Source organism: Comamonadaceae bacterium M7527 (genome assembly GCA_021044545.1).
Lineage (GTDB): Bacteria > Pseudomonadota > Gammaproteobacteria > Burkholderiales > Burkholderiaceae_C > RS62.
On the sequence record CP087990.1, the window covers coordinates 732,865 to 757,533 of the forward strand.

The following is a 24,669-nucleotide window of genomic DNA, read 5'->3' on the forward strand; positions in this document are numbered from 1 at the left end:
AACCGGCCAGGGCCCTATAGAAAAAAGTGCTTTCGGTACCTCGGCGGCATGTCATCTAGGCACAAGATCATGGGTAAATCCGCCGCGTTAAAGTCAGGATCCCAGGCTGGTGCACCCATAATTTTAGTACCCAAACGCAGATAACCGCGTATCAAAGCCGGGGGTTCAACCACCAAGCTGGTGTCCAAACGCTCAACAGGCAGTGCCAAACGCGGCGTGACGCGGTATTGAATGGGCGCCATATGCGTGGCCTGAAGCTGATGCCACAAACTGGCTGCGCCATGGCCGCCATGCACCACGCCGTGTGCGCAGTTCATGCTCATGGGCACCGTTGCGCAACCCACCATGATGTCCAGTTTGTTGCGCTTCATGAATTCAAACAATGCGCTCCATAACGCCATGATGACGCCGCCATGCCTGTGGCTGGGTGGACACAGCTGCGCCCCAACTCAACCATGCGTGTGCGTATGTCACGCAGGCGGGTCAAGTCAAACTCTGTATCGCTGTATGTGCTGCCTATGCGCTTGGCCTGGGCCGGCGTCAATACACGGTAGGTGCCAATGACTTGGTTGCTACCCCGCTCACGTACCAGCAAGTGCTCACAAAAGTCATCAAATAAATCGACGTCATGGCCAGGCAAACGCGTAACCAACTGCGCACCCAACTCTGCGGCAAATACCTGATAGCGCAACCGCTGCGCGGCACGCACGTCATCTTGCGTTCTAGCCCATTGCACGCTGATACCAGCGGGCTTTTTGTCGCTTGTTGCTGGCGACTGCGCACGCTCAAATGCTATGTCTGTGTGTGTTGCCTGCCCTGTTGCATGCGATAAGCCGGTCATCAAACGCTCTCCCGTAAAAGCCAGTCCAACAACGGCTGGCCATGGGTGCAAGTTTGTATAGCCTTGATGACAGGCTTGTGTCACTTTAATGAATAATGTGTGACACGCGTCGGTTGTTGTGTGAGCGACGCACGCTTAGGCGGCGCAGCGTTACAAGGCCATCTGCATAAACTGCGCCTTGCCCATGGCAGGGTCTAGCTCGTAGCCCTTAAAGCCCAAGTCTGTGTAAACCTTCAACGCGGGCGCGTTGCCACTCAGCACCTCAAGCGTCAGCTTGACGGCGCCGCGCTTGCGGGCAATGTCTGCCACACGGGCCAGCATTTGCCTGGCAATGCCTTTGCCGCGGTGCGAAGCCAGTACCGTGACGTCGTGTACGTTGACCAATGGCTTGCAGGCGAAGGTTGAAAAACCCTCTATGGCGTTGACCAGGCCAACAGGCTGCTCACCGTCATAAGCCAATACGCTGAACATGCTGTCGCGTGACTTCATGGCTGAAATGAGATTGGACTTGGCGTAGTCGCTAAGCCCTTGTCCGCCCCCGGCTGGGTCACGCGCGTAATCGTCTAACAGCATCAGCACGGCTTGCGCATGACTGGCCAAAGTCATGTCAGCAGAGACAACTTGTATTGGTTTTTCAGACATATGAGCCATTAAAAAATTAAATGAGTTCAGCAAGCCGCGTTGCCAGCGCTTTGGCCTGCGCAGCGTCTGCTGCCTCAACCATCACCCTCAGCAAAGGCTCTGTGCCACTGGCACGTATCAGGACACGCCCAGTCTCACCCAACTCTTGCTCGGCACCAGCGATGGCTTCCTTAAGGGCAATATTGCTTTGCCACCCTTGTTGACCAGGCTTAAGCCTCACATTAAGCAAGGTCTGTGGAAACAGCTGCACATCCGCCAGCATGTCAGCCAGCGTCACGTTGGCACGCACACAAGCTTGTAGCACCTGCAACGCACTGATGAGGCCGTCGCCAGTGGTGTGTTTGTCCAGCGCCAGCAGGTGACCAGACCCTTCGCCACCCAGCAGCCAGTTGTTGCTTTCAAGCTGTTCCAGCACGTAGCGATCGCCCACGTTGGCGCGCACCATGGCCACACCCTTGCGCTTAAAGGCCAGCTCCACGGCCATGTTGGTCATAAGCGTGCCGACCACGCCTGCCACCGTCTGGCCCTGGTTCATGCGGTCTTGTGCCAGCACATACAGCAACTCATCGCCGTTGTACAAGCGCCCTGCCGCATCCACCACTTGCAGCCTATCGGCATCGCCATCGAGTGCAATGCCAATATCGGCTTGATTGGCCAGCACAGCAGCCACCAGCGCTTGTGGGTGCGTGGCGCCTACGTCCTTGTTGATGTTGAGCCCGTCTGGCGTGCAACCTATGGCTATGACCTCAGCCCCCAATTCGTGAAATACCTTGGGCGCTATGTGGTAGGCCGCGCCATTGGCGCCGTCCACAACAATCTTCATGCCCTTCAGGCTTAACGACTTGTCGAACGTGCTTTTGCAAAACTCGATGTAGCGGCCTGCCGCGTCGTCTAGACGCTTGCTCTTGCCCAGGTCTGCCGAGCTGGCCCAGCTGGGCTCTTCCTTGAGGGCCGCCTCAACAGCCCGCTCCCATGCGTCTGGCAGCTTGGCACCCAAGGCACTAAAAAACTTGATGCCATTGTCTTCAAATGGATTGTGGCTGGCACTGATCACCACACCAAGCGCAGCACGCTGGGCACGCGTGAGGTAGGCCACTGCAGGCGTTGGGATTGGGCCCAACAGCACCACGTCTACACCGGCCGAGTTGAAACCCGACTCCATCGCACTTTCCAGCATGTAGCCAGAAATGCGCGTGTCTTTGCCTATCAGCACTTTGGGGTTGGGCGCGCCTGCAGGCAGTTGGGTCTTCAGTACACGGCCTACCGCATGCGCCAAGCGCATGACGAAATCGGGTGTGATGGGCGACTCGCCAACGCGACCGCGTATGCCATCTGTACCAAAGTAAGTGCGACTCATGTGTTGTTTTACAGTAATGTTTTGCGCCACGGCTTTGCCCACATTGGGGCAGCCAAGCCTTTGATTATCTCTTACGCGGTGCGACCGACTGGGGCTGCAGCCTGGGCCGCGGCCACAACAGCCAAGGCGTCTTTGGTAGCGGCAACATCATGCACACGCACAAGGCTGGCACCATGGCAAACCGCGAGCACTGCAGCCGCCACGCTGGCAGAAACGCGCTGACCAACATCACGCCCGGTAACAGCACCTAATGATGACTTGCGCGACCAGCCCGCCAGCACGGCAAAGCCCAAGTCCAGCAAGGCACGTTGCCCGTCAAGCAGTGAAAAGTTTTGCGCCACTGTCTTGCCAAACCCAATACCGGGGTCCAACACAATGCGAGGGCGCTCAACGCCAAGGTGCATCAAAGCTTGTGCGCGTTGGTGCAAAAACTCGGCCACGGCATGCACCAAGTCGCCCTCGACAGGATTGACTTGCATGGTGGCAGGCTCGCCATTCATGTGCATCAGGCACACGCCACAGCTGTTGTGCGCGCCAATGACTTGCTCGGCGGACAGGCCGTCACTTGCATGCCAGCGCAGCGCACACGTCGTTGATGATGTCTGCGCCCATGTCCAGGGCACGCTGCATCACGGCTGGCTTGTAGGTATCCACTGACACCGGCACACCCCACCGCAACACCTCTTGCAGCACTGGCTGCAAGCGCGCCCACTCCATTTCCTGACCCAAAGGGCTTGCGCCTGGCCTGGTGGACTCAGCACCAATGTCCAATATATGGGCACCGGCCTCTACCGCAGCCCTTGCCCGCGCAATGCCGCTTGCATGAGACATGTCGGTGCTGCCGTCAGAAAAAGAGTCTGGCGTGACATTGACAATGCCCATGATCTTTGGCGCGGAGAGGTCAATCACGTGGCGTGTGGTCTGCCACGTCGTGGGTACCGCTACTAGAGGCGCTTGATGTAACAGGGTTGACATTGAAAAGTTGGGCGTGAGACGCAACAGGATTTTGAACGACAAACAGAAACGGGGCTATCTAGCCCCGCATTCATTAGCTGCAACCCAGCAGCTTAGGCCGTGGTCGGCGATGGGTCTGCAGGCGGCTCTTTGGCTGACACCTCTGCAACTGGTGTTTCAGTTGCAACCGCACCGTTACCACCACTGCCGCCATGACCGGCGTCTGCGGCTGGCTTGGACCAGTCTTTAGGTGGACGCGGCACTTTGCCGGCCATGATATCGGCGATTTGCTCAGCGTCAATGGTTTCCCACTCCAGCAGTGCTTTGGCCATGGCGTGCATTTCGTTGCTGTGCTTCTCAATGAGGTCACGTGCCAACTTGTATTGCTCGTCAATGATGCGGCGTACCTCAGCGTCTACTGTTTGCATGGTCTGCTCGCTGATGCTGGTGGTCTTGGTCACAGAGCGGCCCAAAAACACCTCACCCTCGTTTTCAGCGTACACCATGGGGCCCAATGCGTCGGTCATACCGTAGCGCATCACCATATCGCGGGCGATTTGCGTGGCACGCTCAAAGTCGTTGCTGGCACCCGTGGTCATTTGATTCATGAACACTTCTTCAGCAATGCGACCACCGAACAACATGCTGATCTGGTTGAGCATGTATTCACGGTCATAGCTGTAGCGATCGGCCTCAGGCAAGCTCATGGTCACGCCCAACGCACGACCACGCGGAATGATGGTGACTTTGTGTACGGGGTCACACTTGGGCAGCAAATGGCCAATCAGAGCGTGGCCAGACTCGTGGTAAGCCGTGTTTTTGCGCTCTTCTTCGGGCATCACCATGCTCTTGCGCTCTGGGCCCATAAAGATCTTGTCTTTGGCGCGCTCAAAGTCTTGCATCTCAACCGTGCGGCCATTGCGTCTTGCAGCCATCAAAGCCGCTTCATTACACAAGTTGGCCAGGTCAGCGCCTGACATACCAGGTGTGCCACGGGCAATGATGGACGCGTTCACGTCAGCTGCAACAGGCACCTTGCGCATGTGCACATTCAGGATCTGCTCACGACCACGAATGTCAGGCAGCGTGACGTAAACTTGTCTGTCAAAACGACCTGGGCGCAGCAAAGCGGCGTCCAAAATGTCTGGGCGGTTGGTGGCAGCCACCACAATCACGCCGAGATTGGTCTCGAAACCGTCCATCTCAACCAGCATTTGGTTGAGCGTTTGCTCACGCTCGTCATTACCGCCGCCCAGGCCTGCGCCACGCTGGCGGCCAACCGCGTCAATTTCATCCACAAAAATGATGCAAGGCGCGTTCTTTTTGGCATTTTCAAACATGTCGCGAACGCGGGCCGCGCCCACACCCACGAACATCTCGACGAAGTCTGAACCTGAGATACTGAAAAAAGGCACCTTGGCTTCACCGGCAATGCTCTTTGCCAGCAATGTTTTACCCGTGCCAGGAGGGCCCACCAGCAACAAGCCGCGTGGAATACGCCCGCCCAGTTGCTGGAAGCGCTGTGGATCTTTTAAAAAGTCCACCACCTCTTTCACTTCTTCCTTGGCTTCGTCACAACCGGCCACATCAGCAAAGGTGACCACGTTGTTGTTCTCGTCCATCATGCGGGCCTTGCTTTTGCCAAAGCTGAACGCACCACCTTTGCCACCGCCTTGCATTTGGCGCATGAAGTACACCCACACACCAATCAGCAGCAGCATGGGGCCCCAGCTCACCAGCAGTGTCATGAGGAATGAGCCTTCTTCACGCGGCTTCACGTCAAACTGCACGTTGTTCGCCAACAAGTCCCCAACCAGACCGCGGTCCAGGTAAGTGGCGGTAGTGCGCAAACGACGCTCATCAGTGGTGATGGCTACTATTTCGGTGCCATTGCTATTTTCCGAAATGGTGGCGCTTCTGATGCGCCCACTTTGCACTTCGTTGATGAACTCAGAATAGCCCACGGTACCAGCGTTGCTGGTGCTGCGACCTTCGAACTGCTTGAACACGGTGAATAGCACCATGGCTATCACCATCCAAACAGCAACTTTTGAAAACCATTGATTGTTCAAGGGGAAGGCTCCGCAATAAAGAAAAAACCCGAGGTGGGCACTGCACTATGTGAGACTTATTCTAGAGGTTTCAAGACCACGCACCTTGATACAGCGCATGGCAACCACCACAAACCGTGTGGATTTAGCTGAAAATCAGCCTGAAACACCCTTCAAGCCACGACCCAGCAAAAAAGTCTCGGACGAATCGCTGCGTGAGCTTTTAGGCTTGATAGGCTTGACCAGCAAAAAATGGGCCCTGAATAACTCAACCAGCTGGCTGTAGCCGCCGCCATGGAACAGCTTTACAACCAGACTGCCATCCGGCTTGAGGTGCGCGCAAGCAAAGTCGACGGCCAGTTCAATCAAATGCGTGACTCGCGCGGTATCCGATGCGGCAATGCCAGACAGGTTGGGCGCCATATCAGACACCACCACATCCACCAGTCGCCCCGGCTGCACATCGTCCAGCTTGGCCTTCAACTGTGCCAATACACTGTCTTCGCGAAAATCGCCCTTGATGAAGTGCACGCTGTCTATGGGCTCCATGTCCAGCAGGTCCAGCGCCACGATATGGCCGTCTAGTGCACCTGTGGCTGCCCCCTGGGGCGATAAGCGCCTGCGCAGGTATTGGCTCCAGGCCCCCGGCGTGCTTCCCAGGTCCACCACAAAGTCACCGGGGTGTATGAGCTTGTAGGTTTCATCGATTTCTTTGAGCTTGTAAGCCGCACGCGCTCTGAAGCCATCGCGCTTGGCCGCCTTGACATAGGGGTCGTTGACTTGCTGGTTTAGCCACGCTTTGTTAACTTTTTTGCTTTGCGTTTTAACTTTCATACCCACACCCTGTTGTACGCATGCCAAAGACAGGCTGCGATAGCCGATAATTGTCCCATGTCTCAAATCAAACTCACACCCGTTCAGCGCAAAGCCCACAGAGCCGATGCCCACCACCTCGATGCCGTGGTGCACATCGGCAACGACGGCCTAAGCGCCGCTGTCATCAAGGAGGTGGACGCCGCGCTCAATGCGCACGGCCTCATCAAAGTGCGCGCCATGAACGACGAGCGCACCACTCGCGCCGAATGGCTGGAGACCCTGGCCGAGCAACTCAGCGCAGCACCAATCCAGCACATTGGCAAGTTGCTGGTGCTGTGGCGCCCCATGCCAGAAAAAGAACGCGAGGTCGACGAAGACCGCAGGCCAGGCCCGCGCACAGTCAAGGTCTTGAAGTACAGCACACGCGGTGGCCAGCGCCCAGAGGTCAAGCAAATACGCTTGCTCGGCAACGAGCGACTGACCAAAGGCGGCACGGTCAAGCGTGTCAAGCCCAAAACCAAAAGCCTCAAACGTGGGCCTGGTATCTGAGTGGTTTAAAAGCCCGCTTCAAACAAGAGGCAAGGCCTCCAACTAAACTGCTGACCGCGCTGATGCGTTAGCACCTTGTTAGCCCTAGCGCTTCGCAGCTTGCTGCCGGAAGCGCTTTTTTATTGCCCCGTTATGACCACCACTGCAACGCCCCACTCACTCAACAACAACCCACTGCTTCAGCGCACAGACGACGGCTTACCGCGGTTTGACGTCATTGAGGCCCAACACGTTGAGACCGCTATAAACGAACTATTGGTTCAAGCCAAAGCGGCACTGGATACCGTAGTCGCGCCAGCCTTTGAGGCTGATTGGAGTGCCTTGGCTGCCACGCTTGACGTGGCCACCGAACGCCTGGGACTGGCGTGGGGCGCTGTCAGCCACCTCAAAAGCGTGGCCGAGACGCCTGAGCTGCGTGCGGCCTACAACGCGGTATTGCCAGCGGTGACAGAATTTTGGACGCAGCTGGGTGCCAACGAAGACTTGTACGCCAAATACAAAGCCATCAATGCAAACGACCTCAACAGCGAGCAACAGCAAGCACTGCGCAACACCTTGCGCAGCTTTGTGCTGGGCGGCGCAGACCTGCGCGGTGAGGCCAAAGCGCGGTTTGCCGCCATTCAAGAGCGCATGGCCGGGTTGGGCCAACAGTTCAGCGAGCACAGCCTGGACGCAACAGAGGCTTTCAACCTGGTCGTACCCACCGCGCAGCTGGACGGTGTGCCCGCTGACGTGCTGCAGGCTACTGCACATGCTGCCAAACAGGCTGGGCATGCCCAGGGCATGCACCAGTTGAGCTTGAAAATGCCGGTGTACTTGCCTGTGATGCAATACGCCAAGCACAGCGGCGTGCGCGAGACGCTCTACAAAGCCTACGTGACCCGCGCCAGTGACCAAGCTGACCTAGCCAACAACCCAGACCTGGCCAAGTTGGACAACACCGCCGTCATGCAAGAACTCGTGGCGCTGCGCCAAGAAGAGGCCCAGCTGCTGGGCTTTGACAACTACGCAGAACTATCCGTATGCCCCAAAATGGCTGCCAATGCCGCTGAGGTGATTGGCTTTTTGCGCGACCTCGCGGCCAAGGCCAAACCCTTTGGCGAGCAAGACTTGGCCGACTTGCGCGCCTTTGCCAAAGAGCAACTGGGCATGGACGACCCCCAACCTTGGGACTGGCCTTTTATCAGCGAGCGTCTCAAAGAGCAACGCTACGCTTTTAGTGAGTCTGAAGTTAAAAACTACCTGCCCGCAAACAAGGTGCTTGAAGGCTTGTTTCAAGTGGTGCAAAGCTTGTTTGGCGTGCGCATCACTGCTGACCAGGCGCCGGTTTGGAACCCTGCTGTCCAGTTTTTCCGCATAGAGCGCGATGCAGGCGCCGGCCAAGCGGCGCAACTGGTAGGCCAGTTTTACCTGGACACACCTGCCAGAGACGGCAAGCGCGGTGGCGCGTGGATGGACGACGTGCGCGCGCGCTGGCTGCGCCCAGATACCCGGCAACTACAAACACCCGTGGCACACATGGTGTGCAACTTCAGTGATGGCCTAGACGGCAAACCCGCCCTGCTTACCCATGATGACGTGATCACGCTATTCCATGAATTTGGCCACGGCCTGCACCACATGCTGACGCAAGTCAACGAGCACGACGTCTCTGGCATCAGTGGTGTGGAGTGGGATGCGGTAGAGCTACCCAGCCAGTTTATGGAAAACTTCTGCTGGGAATGGGATGTATTGCGCAGCATGACGGCGCACGTGGACACTGGTGAGCCCATGCCGCGTGAGCTGTTTGACAAAATGCTGGCCGCCAAAAACTTCCAAAGCGGCATGCAAACGCTACGCCAGGTAGAGTTTTCGCTGTTTGACATGCTGCTGCATATGAACAAAGCGCCACGCACCAGTGGCCAACCTGACCTGCAAGCGCTGGCGCAGTCTGTACGCGACGAGGTAGCCGTGATGCATGCGCCTGCCTACAACCGGTTTGCCAACACCTTTGGCCATATTTTTGCCGGCGGCTACTCGGCTGGTTACTACAGCTACAAATGGGCAGAAGTGCTGTCAGCAGACGCCTACGGCGCGTTCGAAGAAGCCGCAAAAGCCAGCGGCAACATACTGGATGCAGCCACTGGCAAACGCTTTTTGAACGAAATATTGGAGATGGGCGGCTCACGCCCAGCCATGGCATCGTTCATAGCCTTTAGGGGCCGGGAGCCAGCTGGACGCCCTGCTGCGCCACCAGGGCATGACGCCCGCCTAAGTGCAAACCTATCGCCAGGCGTTAAAACGTCAGTGTTTTAACGCCCTCGCTAGTGGCCAGCAAACACACGTTGGCGCGCTGGTGGGCAAACACGCCAACTGTGACCACACCAGGCCACTGGTTCACCATGGACTCAAAAGCCAATGGGTCGGCAATGCTTAAGCCGCGCGCATCAACAATGTGTTGCCCATTGTCTGTCACCAATGGCGCGCCATCTGCTTGACGCACAGTGGCCTGGCCTCCCATGGCCATAAACTGCGCGCAAATGCGCTGTGTGGCCATGGGAATCACCTCCACGGGCAAGGGGAACTGGCCTAGGGTCCTTACCAACTTGGAATCGTCGGCAATACACACAAACTGCTTGGCCAAGGCCGCAACAATCTTCTCGCGCGTGAGCGCCGCACCGCCGCCCTTCACCATATAGCCCGCGCCATCTATCTCGTCTGCGCCGTCTATGTACACGTCCAGGCTGTCGACCTCGTTGCTATCAAACACAGTAATGCCGCCAGCCAACAAACGCTGCGTCGACGCGGTCGAGCTGGACACCGCGCCCTTGATCTGGTCTTTCATGCCTAGCAAGGCGTCAATAAATTTGTTAACCGTTGAGCCCGTGCCCACGCCCACTATGGTGTTGGGCTGCACATAAGCCAAAGCCGCTTGGCCTACCAGTGTTTTGAGTTCGTCTTGTGTCATGTTGGGTGCTTTGATCTGGGACAATGCCACCTGGCCTGTCGTTTTTGCTGAACTCCTGATTATCCAATGTCTTTACTGCCCTACCCACTCGCTCGCGCCGCCTTGTTTTGCCTGGACGCTGAAACTGCTCATGACATCACGCTATCAAGCCTGGCTGCCACCCAACACACGCCGCTGTCCAGGCTGTACGAGCAGCCACGCATTGACGACGCGTTTGAACTGGCCGGCCTCCCGTTGCCCAATCGTGTGGGCTTGGCTGCAGGCCTGGACAAAAACGCCCGCTGCATAGATGCGTTTACACAAATGGGCTTTGGTTTTGTAGAGGTAGGCACGGTCACGCCCAAAGCGCAGCCCGGCAACGACAAGCCACGCATGTTTCGTTTGCCCAAAGCGAATGCGCTCATCAACCGACTGGGCTTTAACAACCACGGGCTTGACGCATTTTTAACCAACGTGAAAAAAGCTCGCCTGCGCGAGCGCATGGTGCTGGGCCTGAACATTGGCAAAAATGCCATCACGCCCATTGAAGACGCCACCAATGACTACGTGCTGGGTTTGGCGGGCGTGTACGCGCAAGCAGACTACATCACCGTCAACATCTCTAGCCCCAACACCAAAAACCTGCGTGAACTGCAAAGCGACGCCGCGCTGGACGCGTTGCTAGACGCCTTGTCCCATGCGCGCGACCAATTGGCTGCGCAACACGGTAAACGCAAGCCTATATTCGTCAAAATTGCGCCCGACCTGGACGAGGCGCAAATCAGCGTCATTGCGCAAGTGCTCAAGCGCTACGGCTGCGATGCCACTGGCCAAGCCAACAACGACTGGGGCCTTATTGCAACCAACACCACGCTGAACCGCGAGGCCGTAGACGGCATGCCACACGCCAGTGAAGCGGGTGGCTTGAGCGGTGCGCCTGTTTATGACTTCAGCAACCACGTCATCAGCAGCATGCGCCAGCTGTTGGGCAAAAGCTTTCCCATCATTGGCGTGGGCGGCATAGACAGCGCTGCCAAAGCGGTGGGCAAAATTGCCGCTGGTGCCGACGTTGTGCAGCTGTACACAGGCTTTATCTACAAAGGCCCAGCGCTGGTAAGAGACTGTGCATTCGCGCTCAAAAACCGCGGCCGGTAGTCTGATGCACTCTCTCAATCTCTCATTCTATTAATCGAGCAAGCCCGCCACATGCTGGGCCAAGGCCATGGCGCTGGTCAAGCCGGGTGACTCTACGCCGAAAGCGTTGACCCAGTTGGCCACGCCATGCTGGGCTGGGCCATCTATTCGAAAGTCCGGCGCAGCTTGTCCTGGGCCATAAATGCGCGGACGAATACCACAATAGGACGCCTGCAGGCTATCGGCTGGCAAGCCTGGCCAATAGCGACGCACCGCGTCTTCAAATGCCTTTGCGACACCCTCGGTCGTGCGGTAATCCAAGGCATTCGCGTCCTGCGTGTCCAGCCAATGCTGATCAGGCCCAAAGCGCGCGCGCCCTGCCAAATCAAGTGTGAGGTGAATGCCCAACCACGCGTCTTGCGGCGCGGGGTAAATCAGGTGCCTAAAGGGCGCTACGCCGCTCAAGTCGCAGTAGTTGCCCTTGGCAAAACGCGGTGTTGGCAACAGCTCGGGGTCAAAACCATCTATGTTGGCAGCCACTTGCACCGCATGCAAAGAAGCGCAATTCACCACGGCATCAAACGCCCACTCGGTGGTACTCAGCGCGCAGCCTGGCTCATCGCTTCGGCTGCTGATGAGCAGCTTGTGCCCCGCCTGCCGCGTCGCCCACAGCCCCACCAACCTGGCCGCCCACAACGCTGGATTCAAACGCCACCAGCCCGCCATGGGCTTCCAGGTCAGCTTGCAAGGCCAGCATCAGCGCATGCGAGTCCACAATGCCAGTGTCTGGCGAATACAAGGCCTCGACACAGTCCAGGGCGGGCTCAAGCGTCCTGACCTGGCTCGCACTGAGGCGCTCTACACGCACGCCATTGGCTTGCGCCTTGTCGTAAAGGCCGTCCAGGCCTGCAACCTGATCCTGGTGCGTCGCCACAATGAGCTTGCCACACAGCCGGTATGGCACGTGGCGGCTATTGCAAAAATCCACCAGCTGCGCCCGCCCCTGCACACAGGCTCGCGCCTTGAGCGAGCCGGGCTGGTAATAAAGCCCGGCATGCAGCACTTCAGAGTTGCGAGAGCTCACGCCCGCGCCAATATGCCCGGCACGCTCAGCCACCACCACATGGTCACCGCGCATAGCCATTTCCCTGGCGACAGCCAAGCCCACTACACCTGCACCAATAACCAGCACATCACGCATGTCGTTTCTTTCAAAATCCTCACAAATGAGGTTATTTGTTGACCCAGCACAAACACCAATGCTGCCCCGGGCTGCACGACTGAGGCACAATACCGGGTTGTTGATAACGCAAGCATTGTTGAACTATGACTACCAAAAAGCCCCCTCGTGACCGTGGCAACCCCAAGTACTCTTTGTTGCAAGTGATGGGCTCACTGGCCGGCGCAGGCGTTGCCGCTTGGGCCATTTTGCATTACGCACTCGCACCCGAAGCACCACCCCGCCCCATGGTGGTAGAAGTGCGTCTGAACAACCAATGCGGCCTGGTAGAAAACGCCTTTATGGCAGCTGCCACTGACGGCGCCACCGCCTCGTTTCAAAAGGGCGTTGCCGTGCTGAAAACACGCTCAACCGCCAAGGTATGGGTGCGCAACAGCGAACAGTTTCCTATGTTTGGCTTTGAAACCGACAAAGTCAAAGCCGAGCCCGTATTGGACATCACCGCCAAATGCGCAGCCGGCACCAGTATTGACACCACCCTGGATGCCATGCGCGGCCAGTTCAAGTCCAACTAAGCGCCTCAATACATAGCCCCACGCATACGCCGGCTAACCCAGCCGGCGGTGCGGCAACTGTTGCAAGGCTTTGCGCAGTATCTTGTAGGTATCCGCGTCAAAGCTGGGCTTGGCGCACTCCAGCAGCTGGGCACACGCGTCGTCGGTCTGGGCCGTACCAAGGTAACACCATGCATCAACCACGTGCACATCGGTTTGTTCGCCGTCTGCGCTGCGCTCAATGAGGCCTATAGGCCCTGCAAAAGGCCAACTGGCCAGCTGTTTGGGCATCATGGCCGTTTGTACGCGTACATCGTGCAACGCACCAGGCTCCGCTCCGGTGCAGGCGCCCTTGCACTGTCCTATTTGACTGCCAAAGCACGCCGCACCAGCGCGTACTTTTTCCAGGCCCAACAAGGCCTTGCACAAGCGGTGCTCTTGCGCCAAATCTGTCAACCACTGTACCGCTTGGCGTTGACTTGGAAACAAACCAAACAAATGCGGCTGCGTGCCCATGTCCAGGTCTTGCGTCCACACCAGCTCTGGTGCTTGTCCCGCATGCAAGCGCCACGAGCACAAGGACTTGGTCCGGCGCAGGCGCACATTGTGGCTGGGCATCAGCTGCTTGACCATATGGGACTCCAGCAACAAGGCGCCAACCTCACCAGCGGTGCAATGCCACTGCACATCGCGCGTTTGTAACGACAAACTCAGTTCCTTGCCACGGGCGTGGTCACCCGCGAAGTGCGACATCACGCGCTGGCGCAAGTGTTTGCTTTTGCCAACGTACAAGACAAAGCGCTTCTCACCGTAAAACACATAAACGCCGGGCGTGTCTGGCATATCGTCCAGAGCGTCTCCATCCAAATGAGACGGCCAGCTGGACTGCCCCAATAGCTTGCCCGCTTGCTGCATCAAGCCGTCGTCACCCAAACGCTGGCGCAAGCACTGCCAAAACTGGTACAACAAATCGGCATCGGCCAACGCGCGGTGGCGCGTATCGCTCACAAGCTGGTAGCGGGCAGACACCGCGTCCAGGTTGTGTTTTTTCTCCAACGGGTCAATCAGGCGCGACAGCTTGACGGTACACATGACCGGCGCCCTAAAGCTCAGGCCAATGCGCTTGAACTCGTTTTTGATGAAGCCGTGATCAAAGCGCGCGTTGTGCGCCACAAACACCGAGTCTTTGAGGGCAGCCTCCAACTCGGGCGCGATTTCACCAAAATCAGGCGCATCAGAAACCATCTCGTTGGTGATGCCTGTAAGGCTTTGTATAAAAGCGGGGATGGCGGTATGCGGATTCACGAGGTAGCTCTCGCGGCTGACCTCATCGCCATCCAGCAGCACCCACGCAACTTCTGTCACGCGGTCGCGCGTGGCGTTACCGCCAGTGGTTTCAACATCCAAAAACAACCACCGCTGGTTTGCCGCGCGCAGACTTGCCATATGGGTGCGCGTGCTTGTTGCAGCCTATGCCTGGCTTAGCGCGCCAAGCGGCGCGCCGAAACGGCTTTGGCCAAGCCCGCCAGCACGGGCTGGGTTTGGGCCAGGCTGATACACGCATCCGTGATGGACACACCGCGTTTCAAAGCGCCGCCGTCCACCAAGTCTTGCCGGCCTTCCTCAAGGTGGCTTTCAATCATCATGCCCATCACGCCGTGCTCGCCCGCTGCAATACGCGCAGCCACATCCGCCGAAACGTCTATTTGCTTGGCGTGCTGTTTTTGACTGTTGGCGTGCGAGGCGTCCACCATCACGCGCGGTGTGCAGTTGACCTTGGTCAGCGCCGCAACGGCAGCGGCTACGCTGGCCGCGTCAAAGTTGGGGGCTTTGCCGCCACGCAGAATCACGTGGCAATCCTCGTTGCCGCGTGTCTCAAAAATGGCGGCTTGCCCCATGTTGGTCAAGCCCATAAAGGCATGGCCATTGCGCGCAGCCACCATGGCATCAACCGCCACTTGAATACCGCCATCGGTACCATTTTTAAAGCCTACTGGACAACTCAAGCCAGAGGCGAGTTGTCGGTGGCTTTGGCTCTCGGTAGTGCGCGCACCAATAGCTCCCCATGCAATCAGGTCCACCACAAACTGTGGGCTTAATAAATCTAAAAACTCAGTACCCGCGGGCAAGCCCTCACCCACCACGTCCAGCAACAAACGGCGCGCCTTGTGCAAACCTTCGTTGATGGCGTAGGTACCGTCCAGGTGCGGGTCGTTGATGTAACCCTTCCAGCCCACTGTGGTGCGCGGCTTTTCAAAGTAGGTGCGCATCACCACCATGAGCTCGCCACTCATGGACGCCGTCATGGCCTTGAGCGCGCGTGCGTAGTCCATAGCCTGGTCATGGTCGTGCACAGAGCAAGGCCCCACCACCACCAACAAACGGTCGTCGCGCCCGGCAACAATGTCGGCAATTTCGCTGCGATGGCGGGCTACTTGCGCAACCATGGCCGGCGTCTCTGGCAGCGCTTCTTGCAGCAGTGCTGGCGTCATTAAAGGCCTGACGGACTTGATGCGCACATCGTCCACACTGGTTTTATCGTGGGTTGACAGCGCTTCAGGCGAAGTGGCAGCGGTGCTTTTATGTTGTGTCATGGTGTTTATTTACTTCCAAAGAATAGGCTCAATGGTGACCAAGCCCTGGTCACTGCTCAAGGTGAGCGTGCTTTCCTGAATAGTGGCTTGCAGCTGCATGCTGCGCTGGGCCAAACTCACCAGGGCTTGACTTTGCTCCGTGGGCAGGCGCCACACTTGCAGCTTGTCCAACCGTGAGAGCTTGTTTTTAATGCCGTTCCACCAGATATCTGCAGACGAGCTAAAGGCATACAGCAGCACGGAGTCGGCCTTGCTACAGGCTTTTGACAATGGTTTGTCCTCTGGCTGACCGACTTCCATCCACAGCCGCTTGCGTCCGGTGAAGTCCACCAGCTGCACATCTGGCTCCTCTGGGTCAGACAAGCCTGCGCCAAAGCCCAGCGTGGCGTCGCCGTTGCAGGTGTCTTTGAGCTGGTGTGCATTGAGCGCCAACGCCACCAGGCGCACCATCATGCGCTCATCGTTTTCACTGGGGTGGCGCGCCAAAGTCAGCGCATGGTCGGCGTAATAGCCGTGGTCAACGTCCGCGATTTGAACGTTGGCCTTGAAGATCGTAGATTTAATAGCCATAGCCCGCCATTATGCGCAGGTATCAGACCCGTTTGCGTGTACGACAGGCCTGACGTCACGACTGCACTACAGTCATGCCATGTCTCAAGGTACACAAGTCGCCACACACACCCCCCGCTTGGCCGCGCTCACCGCCCTGGCCTTATGCGCCTTTGCCGGCAACTCGCTGCTGTGCCGCGCCGCCTTGGCGCATACCAGCATAGATGCCAACACCTTTACGTGGCTGCGCCTGTTCAGCGGCGCGGTTTTTAACGCTGCTCAGCTTGGTGAGCGCCAAGCGATCAGCTGCGCCAAACAGCAAGCCTGCGCTGCTCAACGCCACCACGCCTACCCATTGGAAAAGCGCGGCCGCGTTGTGGGTCTACGCCGCTGGTTTCTCCTTGGCATACATCCATATGCCGGCCGCCACAGGCGCACTGGTGTTGTTTGGTAGCGTACAAATCACCATGACCAGCTGGGGGTTGCTGCGTGGTGAGCGCTTTGCCGTCGTTCAATGGGTGGGTTACCTGTTGGCCATAGCAGGCTTGTTGTGGCTGCTGTTGCCCGGTGCCAGCGCACCACCATTGGGCAGCGCCATGCTCATGGCCACGGCGGGTGTGGCTTGGGGTGCATATTCGGTATTTGGCCAGCGCGCCACGCAACCCGTCAAGGCAAGCGCCATCAACTTTCGCTTAAGCGTGTTACCAGCTACTGCTTTGCTTTTATTGGCTTTACTGGCAGACAGCGCCCGCATAGACGCTGCCGGCAGCGCTTACGCGCTGGCATCTGGCGCACTGGCATCTGGCGCGGGCTACGCCATTTGGTACAAGGTACTGCCCAGTTTGGGCGCCACTCAGGCCGCCTCGCTGCAATTGAGTGTGCCCATCATCACAGCCGCTGCTGCTGTGCTGCTGCTAGGCGAAGCGGTCTCAGCCACTTTGGTCATGAGCTCTATAGCCGTGCTGGGGGTATTGCGTTGGTCATCAAGGGCCGCTCCAGGCTTTCTTAGAACCAACAATTTGCAGCGTCTCGTGCCGCCTTGCTGCACAAACAAAAACGCCCGCATCAATTGATGCAGGCGTTTTGTAAAAGTGGTGGGTCGTGTAGGATTCGAACCTACGACAAACGGATTAAAAGACCGAGGGCAATTTGTGTGAAATCAAACACATTTGGCGAAAAACGTTCCGCAACCCATGGCCTTGAAACCCGCGAAAACAAAGGACATGGGGAAAGAGTTGCGGAACGCTTTTTTGGGTGCAGTCTGGCGGTTGACTTCGCCTCCTCTGAGAGACGATTTGCGCCCAGGAAAAACTGTGGCACAATGCACTTGTTTTGTTGGTTAGAGGCATATAACGTCTAACCAGTTATGGGGAACCCGGCCTTGTGCCGGGTTTTCTTTTTGGTGCTTGAGCCGCCTCGGTGTGTCGTAAAAAAAATTTTGTAGCACTTTCAAAAATGCAAACTTTTACGCCATAAACTCCACCTTGTGATTCGGCACGTTGGTTCTTCTTTCCCCGCTCATGCGGGGATGTCTCGACAGAGCCATGCGCTCTGATCCTTCGAAGGCCGCGTGCTGAATCACACCAATCGCCCAAAGAGGCGGGTTGGGAAAGAAACTAAGGGGGAAACGCTCGCAGAATGCAAAGGCCACCCATGCGGTGGCTTTTTCTTTGGCCGCGCGATAACCCACAAGCGTTACATTTTCGCAACACATTTAATTTAACGTAACCTTTACGCATTACCATTTCTCCCGGCGTCCAAACTTAGGACGTAACCTTTTGGGAGATTCTCATGAAACTTAAGCAAATCGCGCTCGCAGCGGCCATGGTGGCCGCGACCGGTAGCGCCATGGCAGACGTGTCGGTCTACGGCATCGTGGACGCCAACGTCAACAACAGCAAGGCCGAGGCCGGCAGCAAGCCGTTGGGGCAATTGGGGGCTACGCTTGGCGCAATGAAAACCCGCGATTACGTAAGCGTACATACACATACGCTTGTAAAGCACACAACAGACCACTTTAGCAAAAGGACCGCATCATGAAAGCAGTTGCTCTTATTCGATATTTACCCATTGAAGATCCAAGCGCCTTTATCGACGCAACATTGGAAGAGCCCGGACCTGGCGACCCACATGGTCATGATTTGTTGGTGGAAGTAAAGGCCGTCGCAGTAAATCCAGTCGACACCAAAATCCGGTCCCCCCACGGCAAAGAGGACACGACAGAAAACCCCCCGCGGGTTTTGGGTTATGACGCTGCAGGAATTGTCAAATCCGTTGGGCCACATGTGAAGTTCTTTAAGCCCGGCGATGAGGTTTATTACGCAGGCGATATTACGCGCCCTGGCACCAATCAACAGTTCCATCTCGTGGACGAACGCATTGTTGGGAGAAAACCAAAGACGCTTTCTTTTGCCGAGGCCGCCGCGCTCCCGCTGACATCAATTACAGCCTACGAGGCCTTTTTCGCGCGCCTCAGAATCGATAGAAACGGCGGGAACAGTGGAGAAACAATTCTCATAATTGGAGCAAGTGGCGGGGTTGGATCAATCGGAATCCAGCTGGCAAAAGCCGCTGGATTGACGGTGATCGCCACCGCCTCTCGGCCGGAAACTCAGCAGTGGGTGAGGGATCTTGGCGCCGACCATGTCGTAAACCACCATGGCGATATCGTGTCTCAAATACACACAATGGGGCTGAAGTACGTTGATCATGTCGCTATTTTTAACGACATGAACCACTGGGGGGCCGCCGTGGAAATTCTGCGCCCGCAAGGCGGGATCGTGTGTATTGACGACACCCACCTTCCTATGCCGATGGATCTCTTGAAAACAAAAGCGGCCAGTCTCCACTGGGAGCTGATGTTCACGCGCTCCATGTACAAGACAGACGATATGAGCGAGCAACACATCCTTTTGAGCTATATCGCGCAAGAAATCGACGCAGGCCGTATCAAAACAACGGTCACAAAGGTGCTGTCCCCCATCAACGCAAGGAATATGCGCGAAGCGCATAGGCTGGTTGAGACACGACAAGCCAAAGGGAAAGTTGTTGTTGAAGGATGGTAATTAGTCCCCGCAGCCTCGCCCTGTAGGGCGGGGCCCCGCGCAACAAGGCGAACTTGCCAAGTCGCTGCGCGCCAAAGCCAAAGCCAACCGTTACCAGCTTGGTGTGTCGCCCCCCATGGGCGCGTCTAACCTGTACTTTGGCCACGCCAGCAGACGACGAGTAGGCGACGGCACGACCACCAAGGCCCACCCATTCGGTGGGCTTTTTGGGCGCCAATGGGCCCATGGCGAGTCTGCGGGCCGTAGTTCAAAGGGATTAAGGGCCGTTGATGTATGTATACTTCCTTGTACGTTGTTGAAGGGGGCATATGAACGTGAATCAGCAAAACACAAACGACGCCACGACGGCGCAGCGGTGCAACACGTGCAATGGCATTTTTGATACGGAATGCAGCCGGCAGCCGTTTGCGAATCGCGCCTGGTTGGCCACGGTTGACGAAAAATGCGCGGTGCTGGCCGAATGTTGCCAAAGCTGCGCCGACGAGGCGGGAGATGAGTAAGCGCGCGGCCAAACACACAGCTGCGGCCATCGCCGCAGCCGTGGCGTTCATCGCCCCTAGCACCCACGCCCATACCGTGGGCTGCAACTGGGATCGAATCGAGCCCGCCGGGATGCGTTTCGACGGCCTCAACAACACCACCCACCGCTACACAGGCGTCACCACCTACGGACAGAAAACCCCACACCCCTTACTGCGCGTAACGCCGGCGGCGATGTACGCAGGCGCACGGTCACCGCGCGTATTCGGGTGGTCAACCTGCGCGGACGCATCGGCTCACTTATGCGCTCGGGCACCGCGCCAGCGCTTGCCTTCAAAGGTTATGGATACGCCCACACCTGGAGCGGCGCACCCGGCCACTGGCAACATGCAGGCAACGCCAGCATCAGCTGGGACGGCGCCGACTTACTGTGGGAGTGGGTGTTTACCGGAGGGCCAACCGCCACGGCGGGTGACCACGGCTTCACCCTAGACACCTGGTGGCTGATTGATTTTGGCAACGCGCAGGGCTTTGACTTGGCCCCATCGGCCTACAACAAAACCCATACCTGGGCCAACACCATCAAGTACACCTGCTCGGTCAACTAGGCCGGGTATTTCATCTTTTTTTACTTCGCTTTTAACCTAAGGGAGCTTAACCATGAAACACACCGTAACCCTCACCACCCTGGCCGCCGCTATGCTGGCCGCAGCCGTGCCATTGGCTGCGCAGGCGCAAACCTCGCAACTCACCATCTCGGTTGGACCCGAGCCGGCGATTGAACCTACCCTCACCTGCGGCACCCCCACTAACGGCACCTTGGTGCCGGTGGTCAAGAAAGGAACCGCCGATGGAGCGCAGGACGGTGAACTTATCCGGTTCACCACCGACAACGAGATTGGTGCTAACGAAGCTCTGCAAAGTGCCGTCGAGGGCAACACCACCGCTGGCACCAGGACGGCCCCATCCCAACCACAACTCACCGTCTCATGGACGCGTGGATCGTCCACAGCAACCAACAAATACATTCAAATCAAAGCCACGCTGCCTACAGACTTGCAGACTAAGTTAAACAGCACCATGTTAAGCGATGGGACGACTTTTACCTATGGCGCGATACCAACTGCCACTTCAAATGCACCGAGCACCGCCAACACCACAAGCCATGCGGTACTCACCGACCCAACCCAGAATTCAGCCAAGATGACTGTCCAACAGAAATACGAGAACGGCGTCATCACCCTATCCATTGCACCATCAGGCACCGGCGACAACGCTTTTTTGCCTGCGTTGGCTGCCACCCCTCTGAGCCTTGATTTGACGCTGGTGGCAACAGATGGCCCTTACCGGTTAAAACCGCTTGCCGACGGGACCACTGCGAATATTTCATGGACATGCAGCACGGTTAACAAAACCACATACAACGCAGGCATCTAACCCTTGGCGCGGTGTATGAGCATGGTGCGGCACGCGGGTTGGCTGGTTGCGCTTGGCATGGCATGTACGACGGCCCAGGCACAGCTCTCGGTCACGCCCGGCCAGCTACGCAGCAAACCGCCCGGCTTTCCGCTTACGGTTGAGGTGCAGCTGGTGCACACCAGCACCACGCCCACGCTTTACACCGTGTACGCCACCGAAGACGGCGAGCAAATCCCCATCCGCGTCACGCGGCTGCGCCAGTTTGTGATGAGCCGCAACGGCCAACGCCTACACCAAGCGGTGCAGTTCTTGGCCAACCACCAGCGCCAGCGCACGGTACAGGTGTGCGCCAAGGCACAAGAAAAAGGCAACCCGTTATCGGTAACGTTTTGCAGCGACGTGGTGGTGAAGTAGCACCGTTGTTTAAACCAAAAAAAAATTTTTTCATTCACGCAGGAACTTTAGCCATGCAATTTATCCAATTTCGGCCAGCGGCCAGCGGCCAGCGGCCAGCGGCCAGCGGCCAGCGGCCAGCGGGAGTCCAGCCATGCGTAAGTGGTTGATGGCCGTCGGCCTAACCCTAGGCACCGCCTCGGCGCACGCCCAGCTTAGCCTAAGTATGCCCTACGGCTCAGCCGGCTACGGCACCGACAGCATCAGCGCCAACGGCGTGAACTGCTCCAACGCCATCAACGGCTCGGCGCAGTTTGAAACCGGTGTGCTCGCTACCCAGGCGCAGCCAACCAACACCAACGTGGGTAACACCAACAACGACACCCGCGCCGGCATTTACGCCCGCATCGTGGTGCCCATTAACCCACCCAAAACGCGCATTGACTGTAGCCGCTTGTATGAAATCACCCTACAGCGCCAGCAGCTTGAGCTGCAAGCCCTGCGCCAGCAGCTCGAAGACGAGCGCAAGCAACGCAACCCCGACTTGTCGGAGTTCAGCTTGTCACAACTTGAAAAGCCAAGTAAGGAGGTTGAGTGAGTTACCCAAACAGAAGAGCGAATCTAAAACATTTGCTGATTCATCGCTTTGATGGAACGCAGCGCAGTTTGGCTGATGCCTCCGGTGTTTCGGCAAGCCAAATCAGCGCATGGCTTAGCGGGCGCACAAAAATCAGCTACGCATCGGCGTGACGCATGGAAAGCGCATTGAACCTAGATAAAGGTTACTTTGACTCAGACAGAAAGAAAAAAATACCACTGGATTGGAATTGCATGCAAACTTTGATCTATCTGATTTGGTCGACGCATTAGCCAGCGGCTCGCCACCACAAAGAAAGGCAGTTCTTGCCGTGCTTGAGGCAATTGCGTACACAGAAGACCAGAAAGAATTGATGCCTGCCCTACGCAGCATTATTTTCTTTATACAACGCACGCGGGAATTTGAAAACACCTAATGAATAATCAAGCAACCAACCCATTGCGGTAAACCGTTCTACCGTTATCCCTCATGGCCGTGAGCTTTTGGCACTTGAGGTTGTCCGGATCAAAAGACACATGCACCCAGCCCGAATCGGGCACGCCTGGCGTGTAAAACTCCAAAATCAACTGGGTGAATTTCAAGTGTTCAGCAATCCACTCAGCCAGTTCATGGTTCGGCAGGCCTGGAATTTCAATGTCAGCCGCCATGCCCTTGCAATGCTCGCTGGTGGGTGAGCCGCCCACTTTGGCGTTCACCTCAACGCTTCGGTAACCAGAATTCACGTGCACGGCCATTCCAAAGTGATCGCGCACGGGTTGCAGCACCTTTCCTGCAAGCTCGGTCATGCACGCCACAATCTCTGGGCTTGGCGTGTTGTCCAGCCCATGCCGCAGCGCGGTCTCGCTCTTGGTCATTTCCTCTAACGAAAAATTGCGTGTCAGCTTTGTCATTTGATCAACCCATGAAGTTTGGAATCCTTGGCGGCAGACCCGCTGCTGCTTCCGAAGTAATAAGACAGAATGATGGTCATCGCGCTGGACAGTGCGCCAAGCAAGTAAATCAAAATGTCCTTTTGCCCGGGCTGGACGTCAACGAACACCAGCACAGCAAACATGATGAACGTCATCACCACCGTGCCCATTGCCAGCACCGGCGCCACAATCTTGCTGATGAGCGGGGCATCGGCTGACGTGGCAACCTTGAACTCGCGCTCTCTCGCGCTGCCCCTGTCAGCCACCTCTGCCTCAAACAGTTTGGTCTCGTTGGCCATGGCCGCCAGCTCACCCTCACGCGCCATGCGCTCAAGTTGAATCTTGGCTTGGTCTTTGGCCTTCGGGTCTGGGATCAGCTTGTCAATCAGCTTGCCGCCCACGCTCAACAGTTCGTCGAGAATCATTTGGAACGCTCATTCATGATGCCAATCAACTCGAACAGCTGCTCGCTGATTTTGTCCAGCCGCTCCTCGATGCTAAGGCCCGTGTGCTTGATCTCTGCAATGGCACGTGAATTCTCATCAACGCGTTCGTTCAAAACGCCGTAGCCAAACAAGCCGCTTCCAATCGTCACAACAAGCGTGATGATGATGCTTAAGTTAACGCGCCGGTCAAGGTGCCATTTGCCGTCTTCCATTTCAAACTCCCTTTAAAAAATCATTCGGTCAAAGTGATGTCAATCTTCAGCATGTCCAAGCCCTGTTCGGCTTGAATGAACGCATGGTCTGCGCCGTCGCTGAGCGCAAAAAACCCAATCTTCTCCCCGGCGGTGGCGCGGAATGTGAACGAGCGCAAAGGTTCAGTCTTCAAGCCGTCGCCATGGTGCACGCTGATGTAGGTGACCGAGTTGTCAATCTTCTTGAACGTCCCGTCATCTTGCAGCGCACCGAACCAAAACAAAACCGGGGCAGACTTGCCAGCCGCCAGGTTTTCACCGGGGGACACGCGCACGCTGCCAGTGATGCTCACCGTGCCGGGCGTGTTGAACACAATCACGCCCTCGGCTTGGCTGTCTGCACTACCTGAAACAAGGTTCACGCTTCGGTCAACCGTCACGTCGCCCGTGCCACGCACCAATTCGCCAATCGGCATCGGTAGCCCCGTGCCGGGAGTCGCGTTGATGGTGTAGCGCATGGCGCCAGCCCCCTCGCTTGTCGCCCGAAGATGCATGTTGGCAATGATCAGTGAATAAAGTAATTTTGGTGGGCAACTGCGGGCGCGACCCTGAGGTGCGTTACCTGCCCTCGGGGCAGGCCGTGGCCAACGTCAGCGTGGCCACCAGCAGCCGCCGCAAAGACCGCACCAGCGGCGAGATGGTTGAGGAAACGCAGTGGCACCGCATCACGTTTTACGACCGGCTGGCTGAAATCGCGGGCGAGTACATCAAAAAAGGCCGCCCCATTTACGTTGAGGGCCGTCTGAAGTACGGCAGCTACACCGACAAAACCACCGGCCAAGAACGCCACACGGTGGACATCATCGCAAGCGAACTGCAACTGCTGGGCGGGCGCGAAGGTGGGCAGCAAGCCGCCCAAGCCGCCCCGAGGGCAGCGCAACCGGCAGCGGCCAAACCGGCGGCCGGGAGCGGGTTTGAAGACTTGGACGACGACATCCCGTTTTGATTGAGGGCCGGTC

22 protein-coding genes and 5 pseudogenes are annotated in these 24,669 nt (G+C 57.3%); 12 read left to right on the top strand and 15 right to left on the bottom strand.

The genetic code is table 11. The features are described from left to right. Nucleotides 1-14 precede the first annotated feature (14 nt). From LN050_03440 to LN050_03465, 6 genes and pseudogenes are all read right to left on the bottom strand, one after another. A pseudogene (locus LN050_03440) lies at nucleotides 15-841 on the bottom strand (GNAT family N-acetyltransferase). A gap of 150 nt (nucleotides 842-991) precedes the next feature. Further along, nucleotides 992-1,483: a GNAT family N-acetyltransferase gene (locus LN050_03445; protein ID UFS56909.1), complete on the bottom strand. Its 492-nt coding sequence runs from the start codon at nucleotides 1,481-1,483 to the stop codon at nucleotides 992-994. Between the two features lie 16 nt (nucleotides 1,484-1,499). Beyond that, nucleotides 1,500-2,840: a phosphoglucosamine mutase gene (glmM, locus tag LN050_03450; protein ID UFS56910.1), complete on the bottom strand. Its 1,341-nt coding sequence runs from the start codon at nucleotides 2,838-2,840 to the stop codon at nucleotides 1,500-1,502. A 71-nt stretch (nucleotides 2,841-2,911) separates the two neighbouring features. Next, nucleotides 2,912-3,815 (bottom strand): annotated as a pseudogene (gene folP, locus LN050_03455) (dihydropteroate synthase). A gap of 92 nt (nucleotides 3,816-3,907) precedes the next feature. Further along, nucleotides 3,908-5,866, bottom strand: coding sequence for an ATP-dependent zinc metalloprotease FtsH (gene ftsH / locus LN050_03460; GenBank protein UFS56911.1), 1,959 nt, complete (start codon nucleotides 5,864-5,866; stop codon nucleotides 3,908-3,910). 135 nt (nucleotides 5,867-6,001) lie between these two features. Further along, nucleotides 6,002-6,679 (bottom strand): RlmE family RNA methyltransferase, encoded by a 678-nt coding sequence (locus LN050_03465; protein UFS56912.1) that lies wholly within the window; start codon nucleotides 6,677-6,679, stop codon nucleotides 6,002-6,004. Between the two features lie 57 nt (nucleotides 6,680-6,736). On the opposite strand from LN050_03465, the gene LN050_03470 reads away from it, so the two are divergent. Together LN050_03470 and LN050_03475 are read left to right on the top strand one after the other, a co-directional pair. After that, entirely contained in the window at nucleotides 6,737-7,210 is a 474-nt protein-coding gene (locus tag LN050_03470; protein UFS56913.1) for a YhbY family RNA-binding protein, read from the top strand. Nucleotides 7,211-7,342: 132 nt separating this feature from the next. Beyond that, nucleotides 7,343-9,464: pseudogene (locus LN050_03475) on the top strand (M3 family metallopeptidase). Nucleotides 9,465-9,485: 21 nt separating this feature from the next. Here LN050_03475 and rpiA read toward each other — a convergent pair. Further along, nucleotides 9,486-10,157 (bottom strand): ribose-5-phosphate isomerase RpiA, encoded by a 672-nt coding sequence (rpiA, locus tag LN050_03480; GenBank protein UFS56914.1) that lies wholly within the window; start codon nucleotides 10,155-10,157, stop codon nucleotides 9,486-9,488. A 66-nt stretch (nucleotides 10,158-10,223) separates the two neighbouring features. Between rpiA and LN050_03485 the strand changes: the two genes are divergently transcribed. Then, on the top strand, nucleotides 10,224-11,291 hold the full coding sequence (locus LN050_03485; GenBank protein ID UFS56915.1) for a quinone-dependent dihydroorotate dehydrogenase: 1,068 nt from the start codon (nucleotides 10,224-10,226) through the stop codon (nucleotides 11,289-11,291). A 30-nt stretch (nucleotides 11,292-11,321) separates the two neighbouring features. Here LN050_03485 and LN050_03490 read toward each other — a convergent pair. After that, nucleotides 11,322-12,471 (bottom strand): annotated as a pseudogene (locus tag LN050_03490) (NAD(P)/FAD-dependent oxidoreductase). Nucleotides 12,472-12,596: 125 nt separating this feature from the next. On the opposite strand from LN050_03490, the gene LN050_03495 reads away from it, so the two are divergent. Then, entirely contained in the window at nucleotides 12,597-13,025 is a 429-nt protein-coding gene (locus tag LN050_03495) for a hypothetical protein (GenBank protein ID UFS56916.1), read from the top strand. A gap of 33 nt (nucleotides 13,026-13,058) precedes the next feature. Here LN050_03495 and LN050_03500 read toward each other — a convergent pair whose 3' ends face one another. The 3 genes from LN050_03500 to LN050_03510 form a co-directional block, all read right to left on the bottom strand. Continuing rightward, the gene (locus tag LN050_03500) at nucleotides 13,059-14,450 is read right to left on the bottom strand and encodes an ethanolamine utilization protein (protein UFS56917.1); all 1,392 of its coding nucleotides are present in this window, start codon (nucleotides 14,448-14,450) and stop codon (nucleotides 13,059-13,061) included. Between the two features lie 35 nt (nucleotides 14,451-14,485). Continuing rightward, on the bottom strand, nucleotides 14,486-15,496 hold the full coding sequence (locus LN050_03505) for a 3-deoxy-7-phosphoheptulonate synthase (GenBank protein ID UFS57305.1): 1,011 nt from the start codon (nucleotides 15,494-15,496) through the stop codon (nucleotides 14,486-14,488). Between the two features lie 111 nt (nucleotides 15,497-15,607). Continuing rightward, nucleotides 15,608-16,168, bottom strand: a complete 561-nt coding sequence (locus LN050_03510) for a YaeQ family protein (GenBank protein ID UFS56918.1) — start codon at nucleotides 16,166-16,168, stop codon at nucleotides 15,608-15,610. 79 nt (nucleotides 16,169-16,247) lie between these two features. On the opposite strand from LN050_03510, the pseudogene LN050_03515 reads away from it, so the two are divergent. The 7 genes and pseudogenes from LN050_03515 to LN050_03545 all read left to right on the top strand — a co-directional run bounded on the left by LN050_03515 (nucleotide 16,248) and on the right by LN050_03545 (nucleotide 22,102). Further along, nucleotides 16,248-17,220: pseudogene (locus tag LN050_03515) on the top strand (DMT family transporter). Between the two features lie 718 nt (nucleotides 17,221-17,938). Beyond that, on the top strand, nucleotides 17,939-18,187 hold the full coding sequence (locus LN050_03520; protein ID UFS56919.1) for a hypothetical protein: 249 nt from the start codon (nucleotides 17,939-17,941) through the stop codon (nucleotides 18,185-18,187). Continuing rightward, on the top strand, nucleotides 18,184-19,212 hold the full coding sequence (locus tag LN050_03525) for a zinc-binding alcohol dehydrogenase family protein (protein ID UFS56920.1): 1,029 nt from the start codon (nucleotides 18,184-18,186) through the stop codon (nucleotides 19,210-19,212). Before LN050_03520 ends, LN050_03525 begins: the two co-directional genes overlap by 4 nt. A 782-nt stretch (nucleotides 19,213-19,994) precedes the next feature. Beyond that, on the top strand, nucleotides 19,995-20,300 hold the full coding sequence (locus tag LN050_03530) for a hypothetical protein (GenBank protein UFS56921.1): 306 nt from the start codon (nucleotides 19,995-19,997) through the stop codon (nucleotides 20,298-20,300). A 52-nt stretch (nucleotides 20,301-20,352) separates the two neighbouring features. Further along, nucleotides 20,353-21,129, top strand: a complete 777-nt coding sequence (locus tag LN050_03535; protein ID UFS56922.1) for a hypothetical protein — start codon at nucleotides 20,353-20,355, stop codon at nucleotides 21,127-21,129. A gap of 15 nt (nucleotides 21,130-21,144) precedes the next feature. Continuing rightward, nucleotides 21,145-21,525, top strand: a complete 381-nt coding sequence (locus LN050_03540; GenBank protein UFS56923.1) for a hypothetical protein — start codon at nucleotides 21,145-21,147, stop codon at nucleotides 21,523-21,525. Nucleotides 21,526-21,658: 133 nt separating this feature from the next. Continuing rightward, on the top strand, nucleotides 21,659-22,102 hold the full coding sequence (locus tag LN050_03545; protein UFS56924.1) for a hypothetical protein: 444 nt from the start codon (nucleotides 21,659-21,661) through the stop codon (nucleotides 22,100-22,102). A 422-nt stretch (nucleotides 22,103-22,524) separates the two neighbouring features. On the opposite strand, the gene LN050_03550 is transcribed toward LN050_03545, so the two are convergent. Genes LN050_03550 through LN050_03565 form a run of 4 tightly spaced genes read right to left on the bottom strand, consistent with a single transcriptional unit; the run spans nucleotide 22,525 to nucleotide 24,126 of the window. Next, nucleotides 22,525-22,992: a D-Ala-D-Ala carboxypeptidase family metallohydrolase gene (locus LN050_03550; GenBank protein ID UFS56925.1), complete on the bottom strand. Its 468-nt coding sequence runs from the start codon at nucleotides 22,990-22,992 to the stop codon at nucleotides 22,525-22,527. After that, nucleotides 22,989-23,438, bottom strand: coding sequence for a holin family protein (locus LN050_03555; GenBank protein UFS56926.1), 450 nt, complete (start codon nucleotides 23,436-23,438; stop codon nucleotides 22,989-22,991). Before LN050_03555 ends, LN050_03550 begins: the two co-directional genes overlap by 4 nt. Then, a complete protein-coding gene (locus LN050_03560; GenBank protein UFS56927.1) occupies nucleotides 23,435-23,671 on the bottom strand; it encodes a hypothetical protein in 237 nt (78 codons plus the stop codon). The genes LN050_03555 and LN050_03560 overlap by 4 nt, the downstream gene beginning before the upstream one ends. Nucleotides 23,672-23,691: 20 nt before the next feature. Next, the gene (locus LN050_03565) at nucleotides 23,692-24,126 is read right to left on the bottom strand and encodes a hypothetical protein (protein UFS56928.1); all 435 of its coding nucleotides are present in this window, start codon (nucleotides 24,124-24,126) and stop codon (nucleotides 23,692-23,694) included. A 92-nt stretch (nucleotides 24,127-24,218) separates the two neighbouring features. On the opposite strand from LN050_03565, the gene ssb reads away from it, so the two are divergent. Then, nucleotides 24,219-24,656 (top strand): single-stranded DNA-binding protein, encoded by a 438-nt coding sequence (gene ssb, locus LN050_03570; GenBank protein ID UFS56929.1) that lies wholly within the window; start codon nucleotides 24,219-24,221, stop codon nucleotides 24,654-24,656. Nucleotides 24,657-24,669 lie beyond the last annotated feature (13 nt).